This is a genomic window from Amycolatopsis sp. NPDC104863 (assembly GCF_055582965.1).
Window position 1 is genome coordinate 1,036,417 of the sequence record NZ_JBVJOW010000004.1, and the last position, 22,025, is coordinate 1,058,441.

Sequence of the window (22,025 nt, forward strand, 5' to 3'; positions counted from 1 at the left end):
CTGGAGACAGCCGAATTCGAACGGAGAAACGACATGGCCAAGCTGGTGGTTTTCGGGGGGACCGGGTACGCCGGGGGCAGGATCGGCGCCGAGGCGCTGCGGCGCGGGCACGAGGTGGTCGGCGTCGCGCGGAATACCGGCACGGTGCCCGAAGGTGTTGAAGCGGTGCAGGGTTCGTTGCACGACGAGGAGTTCGTCTCGCAGGTCGTGAAGGACGCGGACGTCATCGTCGTCGCCACGCCGGCCCGCGCGCTCGACGGCGAGAAGCTGATCGACGCCGTGCCGTCGCTGGCGCGGATCGCGCGCGAGAACGACGTCCGGCTGTCGTTCGTCGGCGGCGCGGCGAGCCTGCTGGTCGCCGAGGGCGGCCCGCGGCTGTTCGACGCCCCGGAGTTCCCGGCCGAGTACAAGGAAGAAGCCGGCAACCACGCCGAGGTGCTCGGCCTGCTGCGCTCGCAGCCCGAGGGCCTTGACTGGTTCTACGTCAGCCCGGCCGCCGAGTTCGGCGCCTGGATCCCGGGCGAGCGGCGAGGCGGGTTCCGCGTCGGCGGCGACATCCTGCTGACCGACGAGAACGGCAAGTCGCACATCGGCGGTGATGACTTCGCGACCGCGTACGTCGACGAGATCGAGCAGCCGAAGCACCGCCGCGCGCGGTTCACCGTCGCTTACTGAAGTTCTTTCAGCACCGGCGCGAAGGTTTCGAGGTTCGGCTCGAAGACGGTGATGTATTCGAAGCCGTAGCGGGCGCGGCGGGTTTCCAGTTGTCCGGCGATCTCCTCGACCGTGCCCAGCAGCAGCTGGGGCGCGTCGAGGAGGTCTTCGGCGGTTTCGACAGCACTTCGCTGAGTTTTCTCGTGCCACGCCTCGGCGGCCGTTCGCCGGTCGTCGGTAACCTCGACGTGCTGGACCAGCATGTTGTACTCGACGTCGCGGTGCGCTTTGGCGCGGAAGTACGCGACGCGCTCGTCCATGTCGACGTCGAGCTTGAAGGTGCCGGGCGGCTTGCCGGGCTGCTGCCTCAGGCCCGCGAAGCCGACGACGTCCGCGTGCTCGGCGGCCAGGTCCAGGACGCCGTCGCTGTTGCCCGCGATGAGCAGCCGGGGGATGGGGATGCCCTCGTCTTCGAAGTGTTTCCGCAGGTATGCGAGGCTCTCTTCGAGGTAGCCGATGCGGCCGGCGGCGTTCTGCCACGGCAGCCCGGCGTTGTCGAACTCGGCCTTCATGTGCCCGGCGCCGAGTCCCAGGTCCAGGCGCCCGTCGAGCAGCGCGGCCGTCGAGGAGGCTTCGCGGGCGAAGAGGGCAAGGTTGTAGAAGGGCACGTTGGAGACGAGGGTGCCGAGCCGAGGCCGTTCGGTGACGGCGGCGGCCATGGCGAGCGCCGGGAAGGGCGCCGGTGACCCGGTGCCCAGGTGGTCCGGAATGGTGATGACGTCGTAGCCGAGCTCTTCGGCCCGGCGGCACTTGGCGATCCACGCGTCCCGGCCGCCGATGCCCCGGAGACTGACGCCGAACTTGAAGTTCCCCATGCCGGCGACGTTAGCCCTGGAAACCCCCGCCGGGCGCGAAGTTCGCGCCCGGCGGACGACTCGCATACCCAGCCGGACGACACGGCCGGGCCCCGGGCTGGGGTTCGTGTCGTCCGCTCAGGTACGCGTGTCGTCCAGTCAGGTACGCGTGTCGTCCGTTTCGGACAGCGGAAAGCCCGCCCTCCGCGTGGGAGAGCGGGCTTTCCGGGGAATCAGGCGTTGCCGTCGAAGAGCGAAGTCACCGAGCCGTCCTCGAAGACCTGCTGGATGGCCTCCGCCAGCATCGGGGCGATCGACAGGACCGTCAGGCCCGGGAACCGCTTCTCCTCCGGGATCGGCAGCGAGTTCGTCACGATGACCTCGCGCGCCTTGCAGGCCGAGAGCCGCGAAGTGGCCGGGTCGGACAGGATGCCGTGGGTCGTCGCGATGACCACGTCCGCCGCGCCCTCGTCGATCAAAGCCTCCGTGGCCTTCACGATCGTGCCGCCGGTGTCGATCATGTCGTCGATCAGGACGCACAGCTTGCCCTCGACCTTGCCGACCACGCGGTTCGCCACGGCCTGGTTCGGCTTGTCCGGGTCGCGCGTCTTGTGAATGAACGCGATCGGCCGGTCACCCAGCTGCTGCGCCCACTTCTCGGCCAGCCGCACGCGGCCCGAGTCCGGCGAGACGACGGTGATGTCGGCGTTGCCGTAGGTCTTCTTGATGTGGTCGGCCAGCACGGACTGCGCCATCAGGTGGTCGACCGGGCCGTCGAAGAAGCCCTGGATCTGCGCCGTGTGCAGGTCGACCGTCATGATCCGGTCGGCGCCCGCGGTCTTGAACAGGTCCGCGATCAGCCGCGCCGAGATCGGCTCGCGGCCCTTGTGCTTCTTGTCCTGGCGCGCGTACGGGTAGAACGGCATCACCACGGTGATCCGCTTCGCGCTCGCCCGCTTGAGCGCGTCCACCATGATCAGCTGCTCCATCACGTACTCGTTGATGGGCGTGGTGTGCGCCTGGATGACAAAGGCGTCGGTGCCGCGGACGGACTCCTCGAACCGGACGAACAGCTCACCGTTGGCGAAGGTGTGCGCCGTCTGGGGGGTGATCGTCACGTTGAGGTGCTCGGCGACCTCTTCCGCGAGCTCCCGGTGCGCCCGTCCGGAGAAGAGCATCAAGTTCTTCTTCGGCGTACCTGACTTCGGACTCATGCTGGCGACTCCCCGTCGGTTCCTGCTGCTGACTCGGCGTCGAGGGCGGCCTGGGCCGCCTCCGCCGCGGGCGTACCCGGCCGGCGCCGGATCGCCCAGCCTTCGATGTTGCGCTGGGGCGGCGCCGACACCGCGAGTGTGCCCGGGGGGACGTCCTCGCGGATCACGGCACCCGCCCCACTGTAAGCGCCGTCACCGACCTGCACCGGGGCGACGAACGTGTTGTCCGCGCCCAACCGGACATACGACCCGATAACGGTCCGGTGCTTGTTCACGCCGTCGTAGTTCACGAACACGCTGGAGCAGCCGATGTTGCTGTGCTCGCCGATCGTGGCGTCACCGACGTAGGTCAGGTGCGGCACCTTCGTGCCGGCGCCGATGTCGGCGGCCTTCGTCTCGACGAACGCGCCGAGCTTGCCCTTCTCACCGAGCTTCGTGCCGGGGCGCAGGTAGGTGAACGGGCCGACGTTGACGCCGTCACCCAGCTCCGAGTCCGAGCCGTGCACCCGCACCACGGAGGCGCCGGCGCCGATGGTCATGTTCGTCAGGGTGCTGTCCGGCCCGAGCGTCGTGCCCTCGCCGACCGACGTGGTGCCCTTGAGCTGCACCCCGGGGTTGATGACGACGTCGCGCGACAGCGTCACGCCGGCGTCGATCCAGGTCGAGGCCGGGTCGACGACGGTGACGCCCTCGCGCTGCCAGCGCTGCACGATCCGGCGGTTCAGCTCGGCGCCGAGCACCGAGAGCTGGACGCGGTCATTGACCCCCTCGGTCAGCCACGGGTCGTCGACGACCAGCGCGCCGACGTGCAGGCCGTCGCCGTTCGCGATGCCCAGGACGTCGGTGAGGTAGAGCTCGCCCTGCGCGTTGTCGGTCGAGAGCCGCGAAAGGCCGTCGCGCAGCACAGCGGCGTCGAAGGCGTAGACGCCGGAGTTGATCTCGGTGATCTCCGCCTGCTCCGGGGTGGCGTCCTTGTGCTCGACGATCCCGGTGACCTTGCCCGCGGCGTCGCGCGTGATGCGGCCGTAGCCCGTCGGGTTCTCGACGACCGCGGTCAGCACGGTGACGGCGTTCTTCGCCTCGGTGTGCTCGTCGAGGAGGGCGCCCAGGGTCGCGGTGTCGAGCAGCGGGACGTCGCCGTAGCTGACGATCACGGTGCCGGTGAGGTCGGCGGGCAGGGTCGCGAGCGCGCAGGACACGGCGTGGCCGGTGCCCTTCTGCTCGGCCTGCACGGCGGTGCCGACCGCGCGGCCGAGGGCCGTGGCGACCTCGGCGAGCCGGGCGCCGACGGCCTCGCGGCCGTGGCCGACAACGACGACGAGGTGCTCGGGGTCCAGGCCGGCGGCGGCCCGGACGGCGTGCTCGACGAGGGGCCGCCCGGCGATCGGGTGCAACACCTTCGGGGTCGCGGATCGCATGCGGGTGCCCTCACCCGCGGCGAGGATCAACGTGCTCAGCGGGCCGGTCAACGGCGCTCCCAACGGTTACCACAAGATGGCTTCTGTCGGGCACCGATCCTAACTGGGCTCTTCGGGCTCCCACGCGGGGTCGGTGGGTAGGCCTTCGCCCGCCCACGCGGCCTGCGGGTCGGCGGCCATCGAGTTGGCCGACGCCACCTGGTTGCCACCACCGCGTTTCGCCTGGTACATGGCCGCGTCCGCGCGCGCGAGGACCTGCTCGCCCCGCTCCTGCGGCCGCAGGGAGACGAGCCCGATCGACAGCGTGACGCCGTGCGAAAGGTGGTGCGGCAGGCCCGCGACGGACTTCACCGCGCGGCCGAGCGCCATCTTCGCCGCGGACGCCGGGGTGCCCGGCAGCAGGACGATGAACTCGTCCCCGCCGTAGCGCGCCACCAGGTCGTCACCGCGCAGCGCGTCACGAAGCGTGCTCGCGACAACACGCAACACGTTGTCACCTTCGGCGTGGGACTGCTTGTCGTTGACACCCTTGAAGCCGTCGAGGTCGACCAGCGCGACCGCGAGCGGCTGCGCGTCGGCCGACGACGCGAGCTGGCGCAGCTTCTCGTCCAGCGCGCGCCGGTTGGGCAGGCCGGTGAGCGGGTCCTGCAGGGCCTGCTGGGTGATCGCGCCGTGCTCGGCCGACAGCCGTTCGTGCTCGCGGCGGGCGTTCAGCGTGGCGATCTGCGACTCGCGGAGGCTCCACATCTCGGTCTCGAGCCGCCGCGCGTAGTCGATCAGCGACTCGCTTGCCCCGGACGCGTAGTCCGGGCTCGTGTCGAGCCGCGCCAGCTCACGCGCGATGTTCAGCCGCATGGACGGCTGCGAGGTGTCGTCACCGAGGGACTCCCGGGCCGACCGCAGCACGTCGAGGGCCTCACCGCGGCGGCCGGCCTTGTCCAGGCAGCGGGCCAGCGCGATCGCGACGATCTCGCGTTCACCCGGGTAGCCGGTGCCCTCGTGCAGCTGCCGGAGCCGGTCGATCTGGTCGGCGCTCGGGCCGTGCAGCGCCTGCGCCGCGGCGAGCACGCCGACCTGGTCGACGGCCGGGACGTTCGCCTTCCGCGGGAACAGCGACTCGGTGAACGGGCCCTCGGCGGCGACGGCCATGGATGCGGCCGTGCGGAACTTCTCGGCGCTTTCGTCGTACTCGTCGATGCGCTCGAGCCGCAGGCCCCAGCCGAGCAGCATCTTGACGCGGTTCATCAGCTGCAGCGTGATCTCGTGCGGGCTCGCGCTCTCGCGGATCGCGGCGGCCGCGCGGCCGATGACCTCCTCGGCGGCCTCGTACACGCCGAGCTGGTTGAGCACGATCCAGCAGTCGTTCAGCGTCGACCACAGCATCCGGTTCCAGGCGCGAATGCCGATCTGGCGGTTCGGGATCGCCGAGTCGTCGAGGATGGCCAGCGCGCGGGCGATCTCGGTGAGCGCGGGGTCCTCCTGCGCGGCGATCACCAGCCGGCGGCCGCGCAGCGCGTGCGCGTCGGCCCGCAGCAGGGCGAGGCCGTGCCGGCGGGTGTGCGCGAGCATCTCGTCGAGCCGGGGCTCGGCCTCCGCGGCCAGGCCGCGGGTGATCAGCCGGGCGATCGCCGACGCGCGCAGCAGCTGCGCCACCATCGTCGGCTCGCCGCGCCGCTGGGTCTCGTCGAGCAGCTCGTCCATCAGCTCGACGATCTGCAGCTGCTGGGTGTACTCCTGTCGCTGGACCGCGGCGATCAGCTCGCGCGCACGTCCGACGAGCCAGGCGTCGGACATTTCGGCGAGGGCGGGCCGTCTGGCCGCCACCGGGTCGGTCGCCTCTTCGGTCAGCGCCAACCTCCCGGTGTCGTGGGTTCGGTCCTACTGCTGCTCCGCCGCCAGGATTCGAACCTGAACTGTCAGAACCAAAATCTGAAGTGCTGCCGATTACACTACGGCGGATCGATCCTGGTCAGGATAGCGACGATCGGGTGTAGCCCGCGCGCGGGATGCGTTACCGCCTGTCCGCCGGGTACCCGGTTCCGAAGTACCGGTGTGAGGTTTCGGCACTCCCCTGCCGCCGAAACCTCCTGTACCGTAACTTACGGCATCGTAGGTTAGGCGACCCTATGCAGGGCACCGCGCAGGAAGAAGTGAAGCGTATGACGGCCACGCTCGACCGTTCGCAGCCCACCGGGGAGCCTCCGGCGCCCAAGGGGCCCAAACCTGTCATCGAAGGCACACGCGGAATCGGCGTGCAGCTTTCGGTCTACTTCGGCGTGATCGCGCCGTTGGTGGCACTGCTCGTCGCGGTGCCGTTCGCCTGGGGCTGGGGACTGAGCTGGGTCGACGTCGGCATCTTCGTGGTGTTCTACGCGATCAGCGGGCTCGGCATCACGGTGTCGTACCACCGCTACTTCACGCACGGCTCGTTCAAGGCCAAGAAGTGGCTGCGCGTGGTCATGGCCATCGCCGGCAGCATCGCGCTGCAGGGCCCGGTCATCACCTGGGTCGCCGACCACCGGCGTCACCACGCGTTCTCCGACCGCGACGGCGACCCGCACTCGCCGTGGGCGTTCGGCACGTCGCCGTGGGCCATCGCCAAGGGCTTCTGGCACGCGCACATGGGCTGGCTGTTCGAGCGTGACCAGACCAATGCCGAGCGCTTCGCGCCGGACCTGGTCAAGGACCCGGCGATCAAGAAGGTCGACGACCTGTTCTGGCTGTGGGCGCTGATCAGCCTGGTGCTGCCGGGCATCGCCGGCGGCCTGATCTCGTGGTCGGTCTGGGGCGGGGTCACCGCCTTCTTCTGGGCCGGCCTGGTGCGCATCTGCGTGCTGCACCACGTGACGTGGTCGATCAACTCGATCTGCCACATGATCGGCGACCGCCCGTTCACCGCGCGCGACAACTCGGCCAACTTCTGGCCGCTGGCGATCTTCAGCTTCGGCGAGTCGTGGCACAACCTGCACCACGCCGACCCGACGTCCGCGCGCCACGGCGTCAAGCGCGGCCAGATCGACATCTCCGCGCGGCTGATCTGGATCTTCGAGAAGTTCGGCTGGGTGCACGACGTGCGCTGGCCGACGCCGCAGCGGCTGGCCCGTATCACGACGGAGAAGCACTAGTCCCGTAGGCTGCCGAGAGTGGCGGGGAGACGACGTTCGAAGCGTGAGCAGCAGGTCACCGGGGCACGTCCGGCCGCCCCGGTGACCCGTGTCCGGATGACGGGCAGCGAGCGCCGTCAGCAGCTGCTGAACGTGGCGCGGGCGCTGTTCGCGGAAAAAGGGTTCGACGGCACGTCGATCGAGGAGATCGCGCACCGCGCCAACGTCTCGAAACCCGTGGTGTACGAACACTTCGGCGGCAAAGAGGGCATCTACGCGGTCGTCGTCGACCGCGAAACGCAGCTGCTGCTCGACCGCATGGTTTCCACCCTGCACGGCGGCCACCCCCGCGTGATGCTGGAACAGGCCGCGATCGCTTTGCTTTCCTACGTCGAGGATTCCCACGACGGCTTCCGGATTCTCGTCCGCGACTCACCGGTGGCGAGCTCGACGGGCACGTTTTCGACGGTGCTGAACGACATCGCGAGCCAGGTGGAGCACATCCTGGCCCAGCAGTTCGCGGCCCGCGGTTATGACGAGAAACTGGCGGCGTTGTACGCACAGGCGTTGGTGGGGATGGTCGCGCTGACCGGCCAGTGGTGGCTGGACGCGCGCAAGCCGAAGCGTGACGAAGTGGCCGCGCACCTGGTGAACCTGGCGTGGAACGGGCTGTCCCATCTGGAAGACAAGCCGAAGCTGCTCGGGTGACCTTTTTCGTCTCCGGACCCGGCGGCACGCTGACCCTCACCGATCTCGACGCGTCCGAAGGCGACCTGGTGTACTTCCTGGCGCGGGCCGAGGGTGCCGGGTTGTCGGCGTCGGTCAGCGTGGAGACCCTCCACGGCGACGGTCTGGGCTCCTTCGCCGCCGGTCTCGAGCGGGACTTCCGCGGCTGGCCGGGCGAGCGGGAGTGGAAGTCCTTTCGCGGCGACCTCGAACTCCGCGCGATCCACCACGGCCACTTCGTCGAGCTGGCGTGGACGTTGCACGGCCTCGAACCGGCGGGGGACGAGACACGGCCCTGGTCCTGCACTGTCCGGACCGGGGTGACCGCGGGCGAAGAGCTGCGGCGCCTCAGCGCGGACCTGACGGAGTTCCTGGCTACTTGAGCACGCCGGCAGTGTGCAGGTGGTCGAAGATCAGCTGCGCCACCAGCGAAACCCGCGGCCGGTCGGCGTACCCGAGCCAGTCGATCTCCTCGATCTCGCTGCAGGCCCGCGGTGTTCCCTCGTACTCCGCCGAGTAGCACGTCGTCCGCACGACCGTGCCTTCCGCGCGGCCGTGCGCCTGGCCTTCGAAGACACCCGCCGGGGTGATCGACTCCGGCTTGATCTCGACGCCGACCTCCTCGCGGATCTCGCGGACGAGCGTCTCGACGTCGGTCTCGCCCGGCTCGCGCTTGCCGCCGGGCAGGTAGAACAGGTCCTTGCCGCGTGAGCGCGTCGCGAGGATGCGGCCGTCCACGACGTGCAGCCAGGCGATCTTGTCGATCATGCCAAGCCCGCCAGCGCTTCTTCGGTCGTCACGACCGTGCCGAGGCGGGGGAAGATCTTGGTGATCGCGTTCTCGTGGGAGATCTCGGCGAGCGCGGTCATGGCGTCCGACACCGCGACCGTGTCGTAGCCGTGGTCGGACGCCGCGCGCAGGGTGGACTCGACGCCGAACTCCGTCGCGATGCCGCCGAAGTAGACGGTCCGGACGCCCTTTCCGCGCAGGTACTCGTCCAGGTCGGTGTTCGCGAAGCCGCCGATCGTGTACTTGGTGACGATCTTGTCGTCCTGGGCGTCGAAGACGAGCTCGTTGCCCGGCGGGTTGTCCGGCCGCGACACCTGCACGACCACGACCGGCGCCCCGGCTTCGCGGAAGGCGGCCCGCAGCCGCAGCGCGTTCGCGACGACTTCTTCGCCGCTGTACGGCGTGGTCGGCAGCACCACGATCCGCTCCTGCAGGTCGACGAGCACGAGCGCCGAGGTGGCCGGGTGGATCTTGGTCATGCCCCGATCCTAGGCGCACCCCGCGGTCCACGGTTTCTGGCGAGGCCCCGCCGCCGGGCACGACGCCGGTCCGGCGGTGCACGTCAGCGGCGGGGCCCACCTCGGCAACCAGGCACGGTTTGGAATGCCGGTCCCCGACCGCCAGGTCGGCGGTGGCGCTCGGGGACCGGCGCGGTGCTGCCGCGGGAACGCTATCTTCGGACCGCGTCCAACACTCGTCGGTGGCGGGCGAAAACTCCTGGTACCGACCATGTTCCGCGATCCGGCGGCCGGGCGACAGTGTCCGTGACACCGGCTCGGCGTGCTTTTTTCATACCGGGGTCAGCAGCCGGCCGAGGGTGCGCGCGGCCGAGCGCCGCATCGACCGCTTCGGCGCGAACACCGACGCCAGCGCGACGGCGGAGAAGGTGAAGACCACCACGACGACGACACAAGCGGCTAGGAGGAGCAGCAGCCGGTCACCGGCCAGCACGGCGACCGTGCCGGGCGCGACCAGGCGCCCGGCGAGCGACCGGCGAGGGTCGCGATCCGAGGTGGACTTCATGGGGACAGTCAGCCAGGCCGAACGGAGTTTTTTCGGGAGGACTTCGCGGGGTTCTAAAGTGGCGCATGGTCCGAACTGGTCCGAGCATCGCCGACCGGGCGTTGCTCGACGAGCTGGCTGCGCGAGGGGTACGGGTGTCTCCGGCTCAGCTGGAGCGCTGGCGCGGGCACGGCTTGGTGCCCCGCAACGGTCGTCATGGCCGCGGTCGTGGGCCCGGGACGACTTCCGAGGTCCCGCCGGGCGTGCCCGAGACGGTCGAGGCGCTGGTGCGGCACGCCCGCCAGGGTCGTGACCTGCGGCTGGCGGTAGTGGACTGGTTCGCCGAAGCCGGACGGCCCGCGCTGCGCGGGTCACCGGTGCCGGAGCCGCCGGACGATGCGGTCCGGGAGGCGATGACCTGGGTCTTGGAGGGCGATCCGTTGTACTCGCTGCTTCGGACCGCACGGTCGGCGAAGACCGAGGAGGAGCGTGACGAGGTCTATCGCGACCTCGACGAGTTCGTCGCAAGACACGGCGCGCTGGAGCGGCTGTCCGACCCGGACGCGGTCCGCCGCGCGCTCGCCGAGGACACCGAGCTCCCCGAACGCGAAGAGTCGGCCGAAGAAGCGCGTTCGGCCACGATCCAGGTTGCCGCCGCCACCGCGCTGGGTGTCGAGGAGGTGGGAACCGACCTGTTCTCCGCGGGGTTCGAGCGGCTTTTTTCGATGCCGGGAGCTGCGAGCCTGAAGGTCGTCACGAACAACGACCCGCTCGAAGACCTGAAGCGGTGCACCGCCGACCAGCTTCGCTACGCCCGCACGGTCGCCGACGGTCTGAGTGGCTTCGGCGCCCTATATGTCTTCCACATCCTGCAAATGCCCGACACCCCCGGGTTGTCCCGGCTGCGGAAGGCGATCGACTCCCTGAAGATGCGAGACGTGCTGATCATGAGTGCGTTCCGGACGTGGCGCACCAAGTGGTACGCGACCCACGTCGCTTCCTGCCTCGACGAGTCGATCGCCAAGCTGTACGAATTCCTCGTGCAGGTGGTGAAGTCCGGGCCGAGCCTCGTGGACCGGCCCGGCACCGAAGCGACCGTCCACGACTACCTCGCCGACTGGCTCACCGGCGTCGAGGCACTCAGGCGGGCGTGACCTTCAGCAACTTGTCATCCGTCCCATCCGACGTGGTCACATACAGTGCGCCATCCGGCCCGCTCCGAACCGCCCGCAGCCGGCCGAACTTGTCGTCGAACTCCGGGGGCAGCGTCACGTCCAGGACCTTGCCCGCCGGGTCCAAGTGGTACAGCAGCAGCTTCTGCCCCTTCAGTGCCACCACCACCAGCGCGCCGTCGTTCGGGCCCCACTGGGGGCCCGTCAGGAACGCGTCGCCGCTGATCGCCTCGGTGATCTTGCCGGACGTCCACAGTGGACTCACCGCGTCCGGGAAGCGCTTGAGGTCCGTCATCGGGACGCTCTCGTCGTAGCTGGAGTCCGTGCCGCCCTTCGACGGGTCCCAGCCGTAGTTCGCGCCCGGCTTCAGCAGGTTGACCTCGTCGTCGAAGGTCGGGCCGTGCTCGGCCGTGATCACCTGGCCGCTGCCCGGGCGGATCGCCACGCCCTGGACGTTGCGGTGCCCGTACGTGTAGATCAGCCGCTCGTGCGGGTCGGCCGAGGTGATGAACGGGTTGTCCGGCAACGGGTTCCCGGTCTTCGCGTCCAGCCGCAGCACCTTGCCGCCCAGGGAGTGGCGGTCCTGCGCGATCGTCGAGCGGGCCGTGTCGCCGGTGCCGACCAGCAGCGCGCCGTCCGGGGCGAACGTCGGGCGGCAGCCGGAATGGCGACCGCTCGGGTTCACCGGCAGCCCGGTCAGCAGGTTCTTGACGCGGGTCGCGCTCGCGCCGTCCTCGGCCAGCTTCCACGTCACCAGCCGGACGTCGACGGCCTTGCCGCCCTCCTGGTGGTCCTGGCAGGTGATGAACTCGCGGCTGGTCGCGAAGTCCGGGCTGAGCACCATCCCCAGCAGCCCGCCCTCACCCTGCACGAGGACGTCGGAGAAGTCGGCGCGGACCTCGCTCGCCCGCCCGTCGCGGACCAGCGCGAGCTTGCCGGGCCGCTGCGGCACGAGGAAACCGCCGTCGGGCAGGAAGCCGATGTCCCAGCCGTGCTGCAGGCCGGCGGTCACCGTCTCGACCTTGAACTTCCCGGTCGTCGCGGCCGGCGTGGCCGCGGGCGGGACGCTCTGGACCGGCTGGCTCGCCGCCCCCGAGCAGCCCGCGACCAGCAGGGACACCACACCGAGGAGACCCAGCACACTCCGCATACGGCCCATCCTGCCAGCAACCGGTGAAATCACCGTGCGGGATCGGGGCCGGCGTCAGGAACCCGGTCGCACCAGCCCGGACTCGTACGCGAAGACGACCGCGTGCACCCGGTCGCGCAGCCGCAGCTTCCCGAGGATCCGCCCGACGTGCGTTTTCACCGTCGTCTCGCCGATGTACAGCTTCGTCGCGATCTCGCCGTTCGACAGCCCGCGCGCGATGAGCCCGAGCACGTCCTTCTCGCGCTCGGTCAGCGCGTCGAGCTTCGCGGTGTCGACGGGGTCGCGGTCGTCGGCGAGGTAGCGGTCGAGCAGCCGCCGGGTGACCGACGGCGAGACCATCGAGTCGCCGCGCAGCACCCCGCGGACCGCGACGAGCATCTCCTCCGACGGCGCGTCCTTCACCAGGAACCCGCTGGCCCCGGCCCGCAGCGCGGCGTAGGCGTACTCGTCGAGGTCGAACGTCGTGACGACGAGGACCCGCACGTCCGGCAGCTCGGCGCAGATCCGCCCGGTCGCCGCGACCCCGTCGAGCACCGGCATCCGGACGTCCATGAGCACCAGGTCCGGCCGCAGCTCGCGGGCCTTCGCGACGGCGTCTTCGCCGTTCACCGCCTCGCCCACGACCACGAGGTCGTCCTGGCTTTCGAGGATCATCCGCAGCCCGACGCGGACCAGCTCCTGGTCGTCGCAGAGCAGCACCCGGATGGTCACGGCGCGACCACCAGGCTCGCGCGCACCCGGTAGCCGCCGTCCGGCAGCGGCCCGGTCTCCAGGTCGCCGTGGAACATCTCGACGCGCTGGCGCATCCCGCCCAGGCCGCGGCCCGACGCCGGCAGCGCCGGGGCCGGCGGGGCGCCGCCGCCGGTGTTCGTCACCTCGATCCGGACGTCGCCGGGCCCGAAGGCGACCCCGACGCGGCCGGTCGCGTCGGCCGGTGCGTGCTTGATCATGTTGGTCAGCGCCTCCTGGACGATCCGGTACACCTGCAGCGCGGCGCTCGCGGGCAGCCCGGCCGGGTCGCCGGTGACGTCGAGGCTGACGTCCCGCCCGGCCTGCTCGACGAGCCGCCGCAGCTCCTCGACCGTCGGCTGCGGGCTGCGCGCGGCCTGGCCGGCGTGCAGGACTTCGAGGAGCCGACGCAGCTCGGCGAGCGCGTCGCGGCCGGTGCGGCTGATGGTGTCGAGCGTGCGGTCGACGGCGGCGGGGTCACGGTGCCTCGCGAGCTTCGCGCCTTCGGCGTTCAACACGATCACGCTCATGCTGTGGGCGAGGACGTCGTGCAGCTCGCGCGCGATCCTCGTGCGTTCTTCGGCGGCGGCCGCGCGGGTCTGGGCGTCGGCCCGCTTCTCCTCCTCGACGGTGAGCTGTTCCTTGGTGTGGAAGAACTCCCCGAGCGCCCAGGCGGCGATGTGCAGCGGGATGATCCCGACGATCGTGAGGGTCGGGTTCGGCGAGTACGTGCCCCACACGAAGCCCCACATGAAGTCGAGGACGACGATGCACGCGCCGATCAGCGCGGCGAACCGCCGGTCGCCCAGCTTCACCAGGGTGAACAGCACCACGGCCATGCTGAGCTCGGCGCGGCCGCGGTCGAACGCCCACATCTCGTTCGTGTAGGCGGCCGTCGCCCCGGCGATGATCAGCGCCGCGGAGATCCGCGGGAAGCGCCGCCGGACCAGCAGCGGGAGCAGGAACAGCATCGGGATCGCGCGGACCGGCCACGGGATCTGGCCGTTCCAGTTGGGCGCGAGGAAGAGGAACACGGCGTACAGCGGCAGGTCCACCGTCCACCGGTGCCGGCGCACCCAGACCACGAGTCGTTCCACGCACCGAACGTAACGCGATCCGCCCGCCACGGCGTCCTACCCGAGGGCGGTCCTTGTCCTCTCGCGGGAGGACAAGGGCGGCCGGACCGGCGGATTCGCGGCCACCCGGGTGGTTCCTAGCGTCGGGGCCATGTCGATCACCAGGGAGTTCCTCCGCCACCCGATGCTGACCGGCGCGATCGCGCCGAGCTCGGCCCGGCTGGCCGAGACGATGACCGCGGGCCTGGGCCTGGAGCGCGCGACGTCCGTCGTCGAGCTCGGGCCGGGCACCGGCGTGTTCACCGAAGCGGTCCTCGCGCTGCTTCGCCCCGAAGCACGTCTGACGGCTTTCGAGATCAACCCGCGATTCGCCGACGCACTGTGCTCACGGTTTCCGCAGGTGAACGTCGTGACCGCCTCCGCCGAGAAGCTGTCCGCCACGGACGTCGACGTCGTCGTTTCGGGCCTGCCGTGGACGGCCATGACCGCGGACCGGCAGTGGCGCATCCTCGACGCGGTCACCACGGCGCTGGCCGCGAACGGCCGGTTCACGACGTTCGTGTACGCCCACACGGCCTGGACATCGCCCGCGCGTCGCTTCGCCGCTTCGCTGCGAAGCCGTTTCGCGGTCGTGGAGCGCACTTCGGTGGTCTGGGGGAACCTGCCGCCGGCGTTCGTCTACCGCGCGGCGCTGCCGGTCGCGGTGGGGAGGACCCGGCATGGACAGCCTGCTGCGGCCACTGCTTGACGCGCCCCCGCTGGTCGTCTACCTGGTCTGCGCCGCCCTGGTCACGGCGGAAACCGCGCTGCTGCCGGGCATCGTGCTGCCGACGTTGTCGGCGTTGCTGCTGATGGGGTTCCTCGCCGAGCGGGGCACGCTCGACCTGGGCGTCGCGCTGGCGGTGGCGGTCGCGGCGGCCGTCCTCGGCGACCAGCTCGCCTACCTCGAAGGACGGCACTGGGGACGTCGGCTGGCCCGCCGCGTCGGCCAGGACCGCTGGGAACGCGCGGAGGCGGCCGTCGCGCGCTACGGCGTTCCCGCGGTGATCGCCGGGCGCTGCCTGGTCGGCGTCCGGACGGTGATGCCGCGGGTCGCGGGCTCGGCCGCGATGCCGTACCGGCGGTTCGCCGTGGGCAGCGTGAGCGCCGCAGTGTTGTGGGCGAGCGCGGAGCTGCTGCTGGGTCACCTGACCGGGCTGGTGGTCTGAAGCCGTTGCGCGGTTTCGGCGTCCGCGGGCAGGAACGTCTCCAGCTTCAGCTCGGACACGGTTACGTCCGCCGCCGTCGCGAACGTCGTGATCGCGGTGATCAGCCGCAGCTCGCCGGCCGAGGTGGCCAGCCGGACCGGCACCGCGAACCCCAGGTGCTCCGGGCCGGGCGCCGACGCCGGCGGCAGGTAGCCCTCCAGCTCGGCGAGCTGCCGCGCGAGCCGGTCGTCCGGGGTGCGGGCCAGGTCGTTGCGGATGCGCTCGAGGATGTGGCGCGCCCAGTCGTCGAGGTTGCGGACGCGCCGCGCCATCCCGCGCGGGTGCAGCGCGAGGCGCAGCGTGTCGACCGGCTCTTCCAAGAGTTCCGGCGCGACGTCTTCGGTGAGGAGGCCGAAGGCGTCGTTCTTCGCGACCAGCACGCCGTAGCGGTCGACGACGATCGCGGGGTAGGGCCGGTGGCCGTCGAGCAGCCGCCGCAGGCCGTCGAGCACCGGCCGGATCGCCGGGTCGTCGAGCCGCGTCTCGGGGTACGTCGGCGCGTAGCCGGCGGCGTGCAGGAGGCCGTTGCGCTCGCGCAGGGGCAGTTCGAGCGACTCGGCGACCCGCAGCACCATGCCGCGGCCGGGCACCGAGCGCCCGCTCTCCATGAAGCTGACGTGCCGCTGGGTCGTGCCCGCGCGCAACGCCAGGTCGAGCTGGCTGAGGCGGCGCCGCGTCCGCCAGTCCTTGAGCGCCGTTCCGAAGTCCACGGCTCCATCCTGCTCGGGCGGGCCATTCCCCGCGGGGAATTGAGCGCATACCCCGATTCGCGGAGGCTTCCGGCATGACGAAATACGGCCTGGTCGTGCCGACCTACCAGCCCATCCTCGACGCCGGGCGGACCGCGCCCGAGCTGGTCGACGCCGCGGTGCACGCCGAAGAGCTCGGGCTCGACTCGGTGTGGGTCGGCGACACCCTCGCGCGGGCCCCGCTCGACGCCTTCGCGATGCTCGCGGCCTTCGCCGCCCGGACGTCGCGGGTGACTCTGGGGACGTCCGCGCTGCTCCCGGCGCTGCGCGACCCGCTGCTCTCGGCGAACCAGCTGCTTTCCCTGGACCTGCTCAGCGCCGGCCGGCTCACGGTCGCCGTCGGCGCCGGGTTCGCGGGGCGGAGCGAACCGGAGTTCGCGTTTGTCGGCGTCCCGTGGGAGCGGCGGCGGGCGCGCCTGGACGACATCGTGGGCCTGTGGCGGGCGGCGTGGAACGGCGAGCCGTCGTTCCACGGCGAGGTGCTGCACTACGACTCGCTGCCCTCGTTTCCGGCGCCCGCGCGGCCGGGCGGTCCGCCGGTGTGGCTGGCCGCGTACACGCCGGGCGCGCTGGAGCGCGTCGGACGGCTGTACGACGGCTGGCTGCCGTACCCGCCAGACCCGGCGGACTACGTGTCAGGCCTGGCGAAGATCCGGTCCTCGCGCCCGATCACCCCCGCCTTGTTCGCGACGGTTCTGGTGGAGGACGACGCGGACCGCGGCCGCGCGCTGCTGGAGGAGTACTGCCTGACCAACTACGGGATGCCCGCTTCGTTCGTGCAAGGGATCCAGATGCAGGTGACGGGAAGCGCCGCGGAGGTCGCTTCGCGGCTTCGGGAGTACGAAGGCGCGGAGCACGTTCTGCTGCGCATTGCGAGCACGGAGCCGAAGGTGTTCGACGAGCAGCTGCCCCGGCTCGCGGAGGTGGCGGAACTGCTGCGCGACCAGCCGTGATCGGAAACCTGTCGGGGGTGGCACGTAGGCTGGGACCGTGACCGACGCTCCATTGTCCGGACTCCTCACCGCCATCCTTCCCGACCCGGCGCTGCGCGGCGTGGTCGAGCGCGCCGGTGCGCCGCTGCTCGAACTGCAGGGCCCGATCGCCGCTCGCCAGCTCGTCGCGGCCGCCCTCGCCAGTGACGAGGGCGCGGCCAGGCCCGTGCTCGCCGTGACCGCCACCGGCCGCGAGGCCGACGAGCTGACCGCGTCGCTCGGCGCCCTGCTCGGCCGCGGCCGCGTCGCCGACTTCCCCTCCTGGGAGACCCTGCCGCACGAGCGGCTCTCGCCGCGCGCCGACACCGTCGGCCGCCGGCTCGAGGTGCTGCACCGGCTCAAGACCGGCGAGGACGACCTGCGGGTGGTCGTCGCGACCGTCCGCAGCCTGATCCAGCCGATGGCCCCCGGCCTCGGCTCGCTGAAGCCGATCGACCTCGTGGTCGGCGAGGAGCAGCCGTTCGAGGAGCTGCTCGAACGGCTCGTCGAGCTGGCCTACTCCCGCGTCGACATGGTCGAGAAGCGCGGCGAGTTCGCCGTGCGCGGCGGCATCCTCGACCTCTTCGGGCCGACCGCGCAGCACCCGGTCCGCGTCGAGTTCTGGGGTGACGAGGTCAGCGAGATCCGCGCGTTCGCCGTCTCCGACCAGCGGTCGCTGCCGGGTGAGATCGCGAGCGTGACCGCGCCGCCGTGCCGTGAGCTGCTGCTCACCGCGCCGGTCAAGGAGAAGGCCGCGGAACTCGCGAAGACGTACGAAGCCGACGCCCACCTGGCCGAGATGCTCACCAAGCTCGCCGACGGCATCCCCGTCGAGGGCATGGAAGCGCTCATCCCGGTGCTCTGCGAAGACGAGCTGGAGCTGCTCACCGACGCGATGCCGGTGGGCTCGCACGTGCTGCTCACCGACCCGGAGAAGATCCGCGCCCGCGCCGCCGACCTGGTCCGCACCGGCCAGGAGTTCCTCGAAGCGTCCTGGACGACGGCCGCCGCGGGCGGCCAGGCCCCGATCGACCTCGGCGCGTCCGCCTACCGCGGCCTCGAAGAGATCGCGTCCCACGCCCAGGACACCAAACGCGCCTGGTGGACGCTCACCCAGCTGACCAGCGAAGACCCCGACGTCTTCCGCGTCTCGGTCGAGGCCGCCCCGGCCTACCGCGGCGAGCTCGAACGCGCGACGACGGACTTGCGCGCGCACATCGCCTCGGGCGGCACGGCGGTGCTCGTCGTCGCCGGGCACGGCACGGCGACCCGCGCGGTCGAGCAGTTCTCGGCCGCCGACGTCCCGGCCGCCCTGGCGGGCGACGGACTGAAGAGCGCGCCGGCGCCGGGCCTGGTCACGGTCACCTGCGGCGGCCTGACCGACGGCTTCCTCTCGCCCGAGCGTGCGCTGGTCGTGCTCACCGAGGCGGACCTGACCGGCCGCGGCGCGGGCGCCGGAACGTCCACAAAGGACCTGAACACCAAGATGCCGTCCCGGCGGCGCAACGCCGTCGACCCGCTGGCGCTCAAGAACGGCGACTACGTCGTCCACGAGCAGCACGGCATCGGCCGGTTCGTCGAGATGGTGCAGCGGACGGTCGCGGGCGCCACCCGCGAGTACCTCCTGCTGGAGTACGGCTCGTCCAAGCGCGGCCACCCCGGCGACCGCCTGTTCGTGCCGACCGACCAGCTCGACGAGGTGTCGAAGTACGTCGGCGGCGAGCTGCCGACGTTGAACAAGCTCGGCGGCTCCGACTGGAAGAACACCAAGGCGCGCGCCAAGAAGGCGGTCAAGGAGATCGCCGCCGAGCTGGTGCAGCTCTACGCCGCGCGCCAGGCCGCGCCCGGGCACGCGTTCGGGCCGGACACGCCGTGGCAGGGCGAGCTCGAGGACGCCTTCCCGTTCACCGAGACCAACGACCAGCTCGCCGCGATCGACGAGGTCAAGTCGGACATGCAGCGCGGCGTCCCGATGGACCGCGTCATCTGCGGCGACGTCGGCTACGGCAAGACGGAGATCGCCGTGCGCGCGGCGTTCAAGGCGGTGCAGGACGGCAAGCAGGTCGCGGTGCTCGTCCCGACGACGCTGCTCGCCCAGCAGCACCTGAGCACGTTCCACGAGCGGATGCGCTCGTTCCCGGTGACGATCAAGGGCCTGTCCCGGTTCACGAACAAGCAGGAGTCGGACGTCATTCTCGAGCAGCTCGCGAGCGGCGAGGTCGACATCGTGATCGGCACGCACCGCCTGCTGCAGACCGGGATCCGCTACAAGGACCTGGGCCTGGTGATCGTCGACGAGGAGCAGCGCTTCGGCGTCGAGCACAAGGAGCACATCAAGGCGCTGCGCACGCACGTCGACGTGCTGACGATGTCGGCGACACCGATCCCGCGCACGCTCGAGATGTCGCTGGCCGGCATCCGCGAGATGTCGACGATCCTGACCCCGCCGGAGGACCGCCACCCGATCCTGACCTACGTCGGCGCGTACGACGACAAGCAGGTCGGCGCGGCGATCCGGCGCGAGCTGCTGCGCGACGGCCAGGTGTTCTACGTCCACAACCGCGTCTCGTCGATCGAGAAGGCCGCGCGGCACATCCGGGAGCTGGTGCCGGAGGCGCGGGTCGTCACCGCGCACGGGCAGATGAACGAGGACAAGCTCGAAAAGATCATCCAGGGCTTCTGGGAGAACGAGTACGACGTCCTGGTCTGCACGACGATCGTCGAGACCGGCCTGGACATCTCGAACGCGAACACGCTCCTGGTCGAGCGCGGCGACCTGCTCGGGCTGGCGCAGCTGCACCAGCTGCGCGGGCGCGTCGGACGAGGGCGCGAGCGCGGGTACGCGTACTTCCTGTACCCGCCGGAGGCGCCGCTGACGGAGACAGCCCACGACCGCCTCGCGACGATCGCCCAGAACACCGAGCTCGGCGCGGGCATGGCGGTCGCGATGAAGGACCTCGAGATCCGCGGCGCGGGCAACATCCTGGGCGCGGAGCAGTCGGGGCACATCGCGGGGGTCGGGTTCGACCTGTACGTCCGGCTGGTCGGCGAAGCGGTCGACGCGTTCCGGCGGCACGCAGGCGCCGAGCCGGCGGAGGACGAGGAGATGGCCGACGTCCGCGTCGACCTCCCGATCGACGCCCACATCCCGCACGACTACGTCCCGGGCGAGCGCCTCCGGCTGGAGGCGTACCGCAAGATAGCGGCGGCGCCGGACACCGAGGGCCTGGACGCGGTCCGCGAAGAGCTGATCGACCGCTACGGCCAGCCGCCGGCGCCGGTGAACCGCCTGCTGGCGGTGGCCAAGTTCCGCCACACGTGCCGCGAGGCGGGCGTGACGGAGGTGGCGGTCCAGGGCAACACGATCCGCTTCGCGCCGCTGCCGCTCGCGGACTCGCAGCTGGTGAGGCTGAAGAGGCTGTACCCGAAGGCGACGTTCAAGGCGGTGACGAACACGGTCTCGATCCCGAAGCCCACCGAGGGCCCGGCGGGTGGCCGCATCGGCGCGCCAATGCTGCGCGACGACGAGCTGCTGGATTGGTGCACGAAGCTGTTGAACCAGCTGACGAAGAAGCCCGCGGCGGTGTAAAGCGAGGTGGACACCCTGCGCCACTTCGGGGGAACTCCCGTTGTGGCGCAGGGGTTTTCCGTCTTGGTGGCTTTACGCTCGCCCCATGAACATCCGTAGCAGGCAGTTGGGCGAGCGGCTGCTCCAGCGCATGACGGAGAAGGGCTGGGGCGTCCGCGAGATGTCGCGGCGCCTGGAGATGAGCGCGCAGTGGGTGTCGTCGGTGACGCGCGGGCTGCTCAGGCCGGATCCGGTGCAACTGGCGCGGTTTCTGACGGTGCTCGGGGTCAGGGGAGCGGAATACCGCGAGCTGATGGCCTTGGGGGACGAGATGCGCAGGCCCGGCCTCCTCGAGCAGCACGGCGACCGGTTGCCGATTCAGGTGCAGACCCTTGTGTGGCACGAAGAGCGAGCTTCTGCAATCGCGGTTTTTCAAAGCTCGATCATCCCCGGCCTCCTGCAGAGCGCGGGCTATGCCCGCGCGCTCATCGTCGAGACCGGCAGTGTCCCCACCGCCGATGAAATCGACGAGCGAGTATTCGCTCGAACATCCCGGCAGGTCATCCTCGACAAGCGACCGCAGGTCGATTTCCGCTTCTTCCTCCACGAGTTCGCCCTGCGGCTGCCGATCGGCCGCGAAGACCGCGGCATCATGTTCACTCAGCTCACTCGGCTGTCGGAACTCTCCGACCGGCAGAACATCAGCATTCGTGTCGTGCCCGCCGCTCGCGGCGGCCATGCGGCCCTGTCCGGTCACTTCCAGCTGATCGAATCAGCCGAATTTCCGCCGCTCGTCTACCTCGACAGTGAGCTTTCCTCTCTGTTCCTCGAAGAACCGCACGAGATCCGCGCCTATCGGCGCGTGCTCGAAGGGCTCGGTCAGGCCGCGCTCGATGAGGCACAATCGAAGGAGTTCATCGCCGACCTGGCGAGCAGGCTCTACTCATCGGGGGCAGGGCACGATGGTGACTTGGCGTAAGAGCAGCTACAGCGCCAACGGGGGCAACTGTGTCGAGGTCGGCTGGCGCACGAGCAGCTACAGCGCCAATGGCGGTGACTGCGTCGAAGTCGCCCTCGATCGCGAAATCCTCGTCCGGGACACCAAAGACCGCACCGGCGGCACCCTCACCGCATCCACCACCACGTGGCGCGAACTCCTCACCCGACTTCGCTGAACATCGGCGGCAAAGCCTCCGCCAACCCCATCTTCACCGACTCCACCGGCACCGGAACCGCCCCGGCTCCGGCCATCGGCAGCGGCCGGGGCTTGCGCGGCATCCGTGATCCCGCACCGCCACCACGCCCTGGGTACACGAGCAACCCCCGCGCCGGATCGGGCACCGCGTCCAAAGCCGCCGTAACGACCGGAAGGGTGCGAAACGCGTCGCGGCTTTCCTCGGACTTGAACTCGATCTCCAGCACCACGCCCCAGCGGTGTTCGTGCCACACCCACTGCTCGGCGCCGTTGGTCAATGCTGCTTCGGTGAGCGCGTCACCGCGGGCGAGCCGCCACAACGAAGCCGTGGACTCGCCATCGAAGACCTCGATGGTCAGCCAGTGGTCCATGCCGTCGAGATTACGCCCGCCCACACCGCACGGGTG

General features: G+C 70.6%; 23 protein-coding genes and 1 tRNA gene. 11 read left to right on the forward strand and 13 right to left on the reverse strand.

The genetic code is table 11. The features are described from left to right. The first annotated feature begins 33 nt into the window (after positions 1-33). Entirely contained in the window at positions 34-675 is a 642-nt protein-coding gene (locus ACZ63J_RS26580) for an NAD(P)-dependent oxidoreductase (RefSeq protein ID WP_465406670.1), read from the forward strand. Here the strand turns inward: ACZ63J_RS26580 and ACZ63J_RS26585 are convergent. The 5 genes from ACZ63J_RS26585 to ACZ63J_RS26605 form a co-directional block, all read right to left on the reverse strand. Beyond that, a complete protein-coding gene (locus tag ACZ63J_RS26585; protein WP_465406668.1) occupies positions 669-1,529 on the reverse strand; it encodes a TIGR03621 family F420-dependent LLM class oxidoreductase in 861 nt (286 codons plus the stop codon). The two genes, ACZ63J_RS26580 and ACZ63J_RS26585, sit on opposite strands and share 7 nt — an antisense overlap. A gap of 212 nt (positions 1,530-1,741) precedes the next feature. Beyond that, entirely contained in the window at positions 1,742-2,722 is a 981-nt protein-coding gene (locus ACZ63J_RS26590) for a ribose-phosphate diphosphokinase (protein WP_465302405.1), read from the reverse strand. Continuing rightward, the gene (gene glmU / locus ACZ63J_RS26595) at positions 2,719-4,191 is read right to left on the reverse strand and encodes a bifunctional UDP-N-acetylglucosamine diphosphorylase/glucosamine-1-phosphate N-acetyltransferase GlmU (RefSeq protein WP_465406666.1); all 1,473 of its coding nucleotides are present in this window, start codon (positions 4,189-4,191) and stop codon (positions 2,719-2,721) included. The genes ACZ63J_RS26590 and glmU overlap by 4 nt, the downstream gene beginning before the upstream one ends. A gap of 48 nt (positions 4,192-4,239) precedes the next feature. Then, positions 4,240-5,994, reverse strand: a complete 1,755-nt coding sequence (locus tag ACZ63J_RS26600; protein WP_465406664.1) for a GGDEF domain-containing protein — start codon at positions 5,992-5,994, stop codon at positions 4,240-4,242. Positions 5,995-6,027: 33 nt separating this feature from the next. Further along, a tRNA-Gln gene (locus ACZ63J_RS26605) sits at positions 6,028-6,099 on the reverse strand. 200 nt (positions 6,100-6,299) lie between these two features. Between ACZ63J_RS26605 and ACZ63J_RS26610 the strand changes: the two genes are divergently transcribed. From ACZ63J_RS26610 to ACZ63J_RS26620, 3 genes are all read left to right on the forward strand, one after another. Further along, positions 6,300-7,265, forward strand: a complete 966-nt coding sequence (locus ACZ63J_RS26610; RefSeq protein ID WP_465406663.1) for an acyl-CoA desaturase — start codon at positions 6,300-6,302, stop codon at positions 7,263-7,265. A gap of 96 nt (positions 7,266-7,361) precedes the next feature. Further along, the gene (locus ACZ63J_RS26615; RefSeq protein ID WP_465302778.1) at positions 7,362-7,952 is read left to right on the forward strand and encodes a TetR family transcriptional regulator; all 591 of its coding nucleotides are present in this window, start codon (positions 7,362-7,364) and stop codon (positions 7,950-7,952) included. Continuing rightward, positions 7,949-8,353, forward strand: a complete 405-nt coding sequence (locus ACZ63J_RS26620) for a DUF6228 family protein (RefSeq protein WP_465406661.1) — start codon at positions 7,949-7,951, stop codon at positions 8,351-8,353. The genes ACZ63J_RS26615 and ACZ63J_RS26620 overlap by 4 nt, the downstream gene beginning before the upstream one ends. On the opposite strand, the gene ACZ63J_RS26625 is transcribed toward ACZ63J_RS26620, so the two are convergent. The 3 genes from ACZ63J_RS26625 to ACZ63J_RS26635 form a co-directional block, all read right to left on the reverse strand. Beyond that, a complete protein-coding gene (locus tag ACZ63J_RS26625; protein WP_465406659.1) occupies positions 8,346-8,738 on the reverse strand; it encodes an NUDIX hydrolase in 393 nt (130 codons plus the stop codon). The genes ACZ63J_RS26620 and ACZ63J_RS26625 overlap by 8 nt on opposite strands. Beyond that, positions 8,735-9,238 carry an isochorismatase family protein gene (locus ACZ63J_RS26630; RefSeq protein WP_465406657.1) on the reverse strand — a complete coding sequence of 168 codons (504 nt, stop codon included), beginning with the start codon at positions 9,236-9,238 and terminating at the stop codon, positions 8,735-8,737. The genes ACZ63J_RS26625 and ACZ63J_RS26630 overlap by 4 nt, the downstream gene beginning before the upstream one ends. Before the next feature lie 310 nt (positions 9,239-9,548). Further along, complete coding sequence (locus ACZ63J_RS26635; protein ID WP_465406655.1) at positions 9,549-9,782, reverse strand: hypothetical protein; 234 nt, start codon at positions 9,780-9,782, stop codon at positions 9,549-9,551. A 242-nt stretch (positions 9,783-10,024) separates the two neighbouring features. Here ACZ63J_RS26635 and ACZ63J_RS26640 point away from each other — a divergent pair, with 242 nt between their 5' ends. Next, the gene (locus ACZ63J_RS26640; RefSeq protein ID WP_465406653.1) at positions 10,025-10,915 is read left to right on the forward strand and encodes a hypothetical protein; all 891 of its coding nucleotides are present in this window, start codon (positions 10,025-10,027) and stop codon (positions 10,913-10,915) included. Here ACZ63J_RS26640 and ACZ63J_RS26645 read toward each other — a convergent pair. Genes ACZ63J_RS26645 through ACZ63J_RS26655 form a run of 3 tightly spaced genes read right to left on the reverse strand, consistent with a single transcriptional unit; the run spans position 10,902 to position 13,909 of the window. Further along, entirely contained in the window at positions 10,902-12,083 is a 1,182-nt protein-coding gene (locus tag ACZ63J_RS26645) for a PQQ-dependent sugar dehydrogenase (RefSeq protein ID WP_465406651.1), read from the reverse strand. The two genes, ACZ63J_RS26640 and ACZ63J_RS26645, sit on opposite strands and share 14 nt — an antisense overlap. Before the next feature lie 54 nt (positions 12,084-12,137). Next, entirely contained in the window at positions 12,138-12,794 is a 657-nt protein-coding gene (locus ACZ63J_RS26650) for a response regulator (protein ID WP_465406649.1), read from the reverse strand. Then, positions 12,791-13,909 (reverse strand): sensor histidine kinase, encoded by a 1,119-nt coding sequence (locus ACZ63J_RS26655; RefSeq protein ID WP_465406647.1) that lies wholly within the window; start codon positions 13,907-13,909, stop codon positions 12,791-12,793. Before ACZ63J_RS26655 ends, ACZ63J_RS26650 begins: the two co-directional genes overlap by 4 nt. Positions 13,910-14,039: 130 nt before the next feature. On the opposite strand from ACZ63J_RS26655, the gene ACZ63J_RS26660 reads away from it, so the two are divergent. Together ACZ63J_RS26660 and ACZ63J_RS26665 are read left to right on the forward strand one after the other, a co-directional pair. Then, positions 14,040-14,636 carry a class I SAM-dependent methyltransferase gene (locus ACZ63J_RS26660; protein ID WP_465406645.1) on the forward strand — a complete coding sequence of 199 codons (597 nt, stop codon included), beginning with the start codon at positions 14,040-14,042 and terminating at the stop codon, positions 14,634-14,636. Continuing rightward, positions 14,608-15,096, forward strand: coding sequence for a DedA family protein (locus tag ACZ63J_RS26665; protein WP_465406643.1), 489 nt, complete (start codon positions 14,608-14,610; stop codon positions 15,094-15,096). The genes ACZ63J_RS26660 and ACZ63J_RS26665 overlap by 29 nt, the downstream gene beginning before the upstream one ends. On the opposite strand, the gene ACZ63J_RS26670 is transcribed toward ACZ63J_RS26665, so the two are convergent. Then, positions 15,072-15,845 (reverse strand): MmyB family transcriptional regulator, encoded by a 774-nt coding sequence (locus tag ACZ63J_RS26670; RefSeq protein ID WP_465406641.1) that lies wholly within the window; start codon positions 15,843-15,845, stop codon positions 15,072-15,074. The genes ACZ63J_RS26665 and ACZ63J_RS26670 overlap by 25 nt on opposite strands. A gap of 74 nt (positions 15,846-15,919) precedes the next feature. Between ACZ63J_RS26670 and ACZ63J_RS26675 the strand changes: the two genes are divergently transcribed. From ACZ63J_RS26675 to ACZ63J_RS26690, 4 genes are all read left to right on the forward strand, one after another. Continuing rightward, on the forward strand, positions 15,920-16,837 hold the full coding sequence (locus ACZ63J_RS26675) for an LLM class flavin-dependent oxidoreductase (RefSeq protein WP_465406639.1): 918 nt from the start codon (positions 15,920-15,922) through the stop codon (positions 16,835-16,837). A 52-nt stretch (positions 16,838-16,889) separates the two neighbouring features. Continuing rightward, positions 16,890-20,444, forward strand: a complete 3,555-nt coding sequence (gene mfd, locus ACZ63J_RS26680) for a transcription-repair coupling factor (RefSeq protein ID WP_465406771.1) — start codon at positions 16,890-16,892, stop codon at positions 20,442-20,444. Between the two features lie 85 nt (positions 20,445-20,529). Beyond that, complete coding sequence (locus ACZ63J_RS26685; protein ID WP_465406637.1) at positions 20,530-21,402, forward strand: helix-turn-helix domain-containing protein; 873 nt, start codon at positions 20,530-20,532, stop codon at positions 21,400-21,402. Continuing rightward, complete coding sequence (locus ACZ63J_RS26690) at positions 21,386-21,598, forward strand: DUF397 domain-containing protein (protein WP_465406635.1); 213 nt, start codon at positions 21,386-21,388, stop codon at positions 21,596-21,598. The genes ACZ63J_RS26685 and ACZ63J_RS26690 overlap by 17 nt, the downstream gene beginning before the upstream one ends. Here ACZ63J_RS26690 and ACZ63J_RS26695 read toward each other — a convergent pair. Beyond that, positions 21,582-21,989 (reverse strand): hypothetical protein, encoded by a 408-nt coding sequence (locus ACZ63J_RS26695; protein ID WP_465341477.1) that lies wholly within the window; start codon positions 21,987-21,989, stop codon positions 21,582-21,584. The two genes, ACZ63J_RS26690 and ACZ63J_RS26695, sit on opposite strands and share 17 nt — an antisense overlap. Positions 21,990-22,025 lie beyond the last annotated feature (36 nt).

What these genes read in the sequence shown, in the direction of transcription:
- ACZ63J_RS26580 (WP_465406670.1), top strand. Translation starts at nt 34, where the DNA reads ATGGCCAAGCTGGTGGTTTTCGGGGGGACCGGGTACGCCGGGGGCAGG.
- ACZ63J_RS26585 (WP_465406668.1), bottom strand. Translation starts at nt 1,529, where the DNA reads ATGGGGAACTTCAAGTTCGGCGTCAGTCTCCGGGGCATCGGCGGCCGG.
- ACZ63J_RS26590 (WP_465302405.1), bottom strand. Translation starts at nt 2,722, where the DNA reads ATGAGTCCGAAGTCAGGTACGCCGAAGAAGAACTTGATGCTCTTCTCC.
- ACZ63J_RS26610 (WP_465406663.1), top strand. Translation starts at nt 6,300, where the DNA reads ATGACGGCCACGCTCGACCGTTCGCAGCCCACCGGGGAGCCTCCGGCG.
- ACZ63J_RS26615 (WP_465302778.1), top strand. Translation starts at nt 7,362, where the DNA reads ATGACGGGCAGCGAGCGCCGTCAGCAGCTGCTGAACGTGGCGCGGGCG.
- ACZ63J_RS26625 (WP_465406659.1), bottom strand. Translation starts at nt 8,738, where the DNA reads ATGATCGACAAGATCGCCTGGCTGCACGTCGTGGACGGCCGCATCCTC.
- ACZ63J_RS26630 (WP_465406657.1), bottom strand. Translation starts at nt 9,238, where the DNA reads ATGACCAAGATCCACCCGGCCACCTCGGCGCTCGTGCTCGTCGACCTG.
- ACZ63J_RS26635 (WP_465406655.1), bottom strand. Translation starts at nt 9,782, where the DNA reads ATGAAGTCCACCTCGGATCGCGACCCTCGCCGGTCGCTCGCCGGGCGC.
- ACZ63J_RS26645 (WP_465406651.1), bottom strand. Translation starts at nt 12,083, where the DNA reads ATGCGGAGTGTGCTGGGTCTCCTCGGTGTGGTGTCCCTGCTGGTCGCG.
- ACZ63J_RS26660 (WP_465406645.1), top strand. Translation starts at nt 14,040, where the DNA reads ATGTCGATCACCAGGGAGTTCCTCCGCCACCCGATGCTGACCGGCGCG.
- ACZ63J_RS26665 (WP_465406643.1), top strand. Translation starts at nt 14,608, where the DNA reads ATGGACAGCCTGCTGCGGCCACTGCTTGACGCGCCCCCGCTGGTCGTC.
- ACZ63J_RS26675 (WP_465406639.1), top strand. Translation starts at nt 15,920, where the DNA reads ATGACGAAATACGGCCTGGTCGTGCCGACCTACCAGCCCATCCTCGAC.
- ACZ63J_RS26685 (WP_465406637.1), top strand. Translation starts at nt 20,530, where the DNA reads ATGAACATCCGTAGCAGGCAGTTGGGCGAGCGGCTGCTCCAGCGCATG.
- ACZ63J_RS26690 (WP_465406635.1), top strand. Translation starts at nt 21,386, where the DNA reads ATGGTGACTTGGCGTAAGAGCAGCTACAGCGCCAACGGGGGCAACTGT.
- ACZ63J_RS26695 (WP_465341477.1), bottom strand. Translation starts at nt 21,989, where the DNA reads ATGGACCACTGGCTGACCATCGAGGTCTTCGATGGCGAGTCCACGGCT.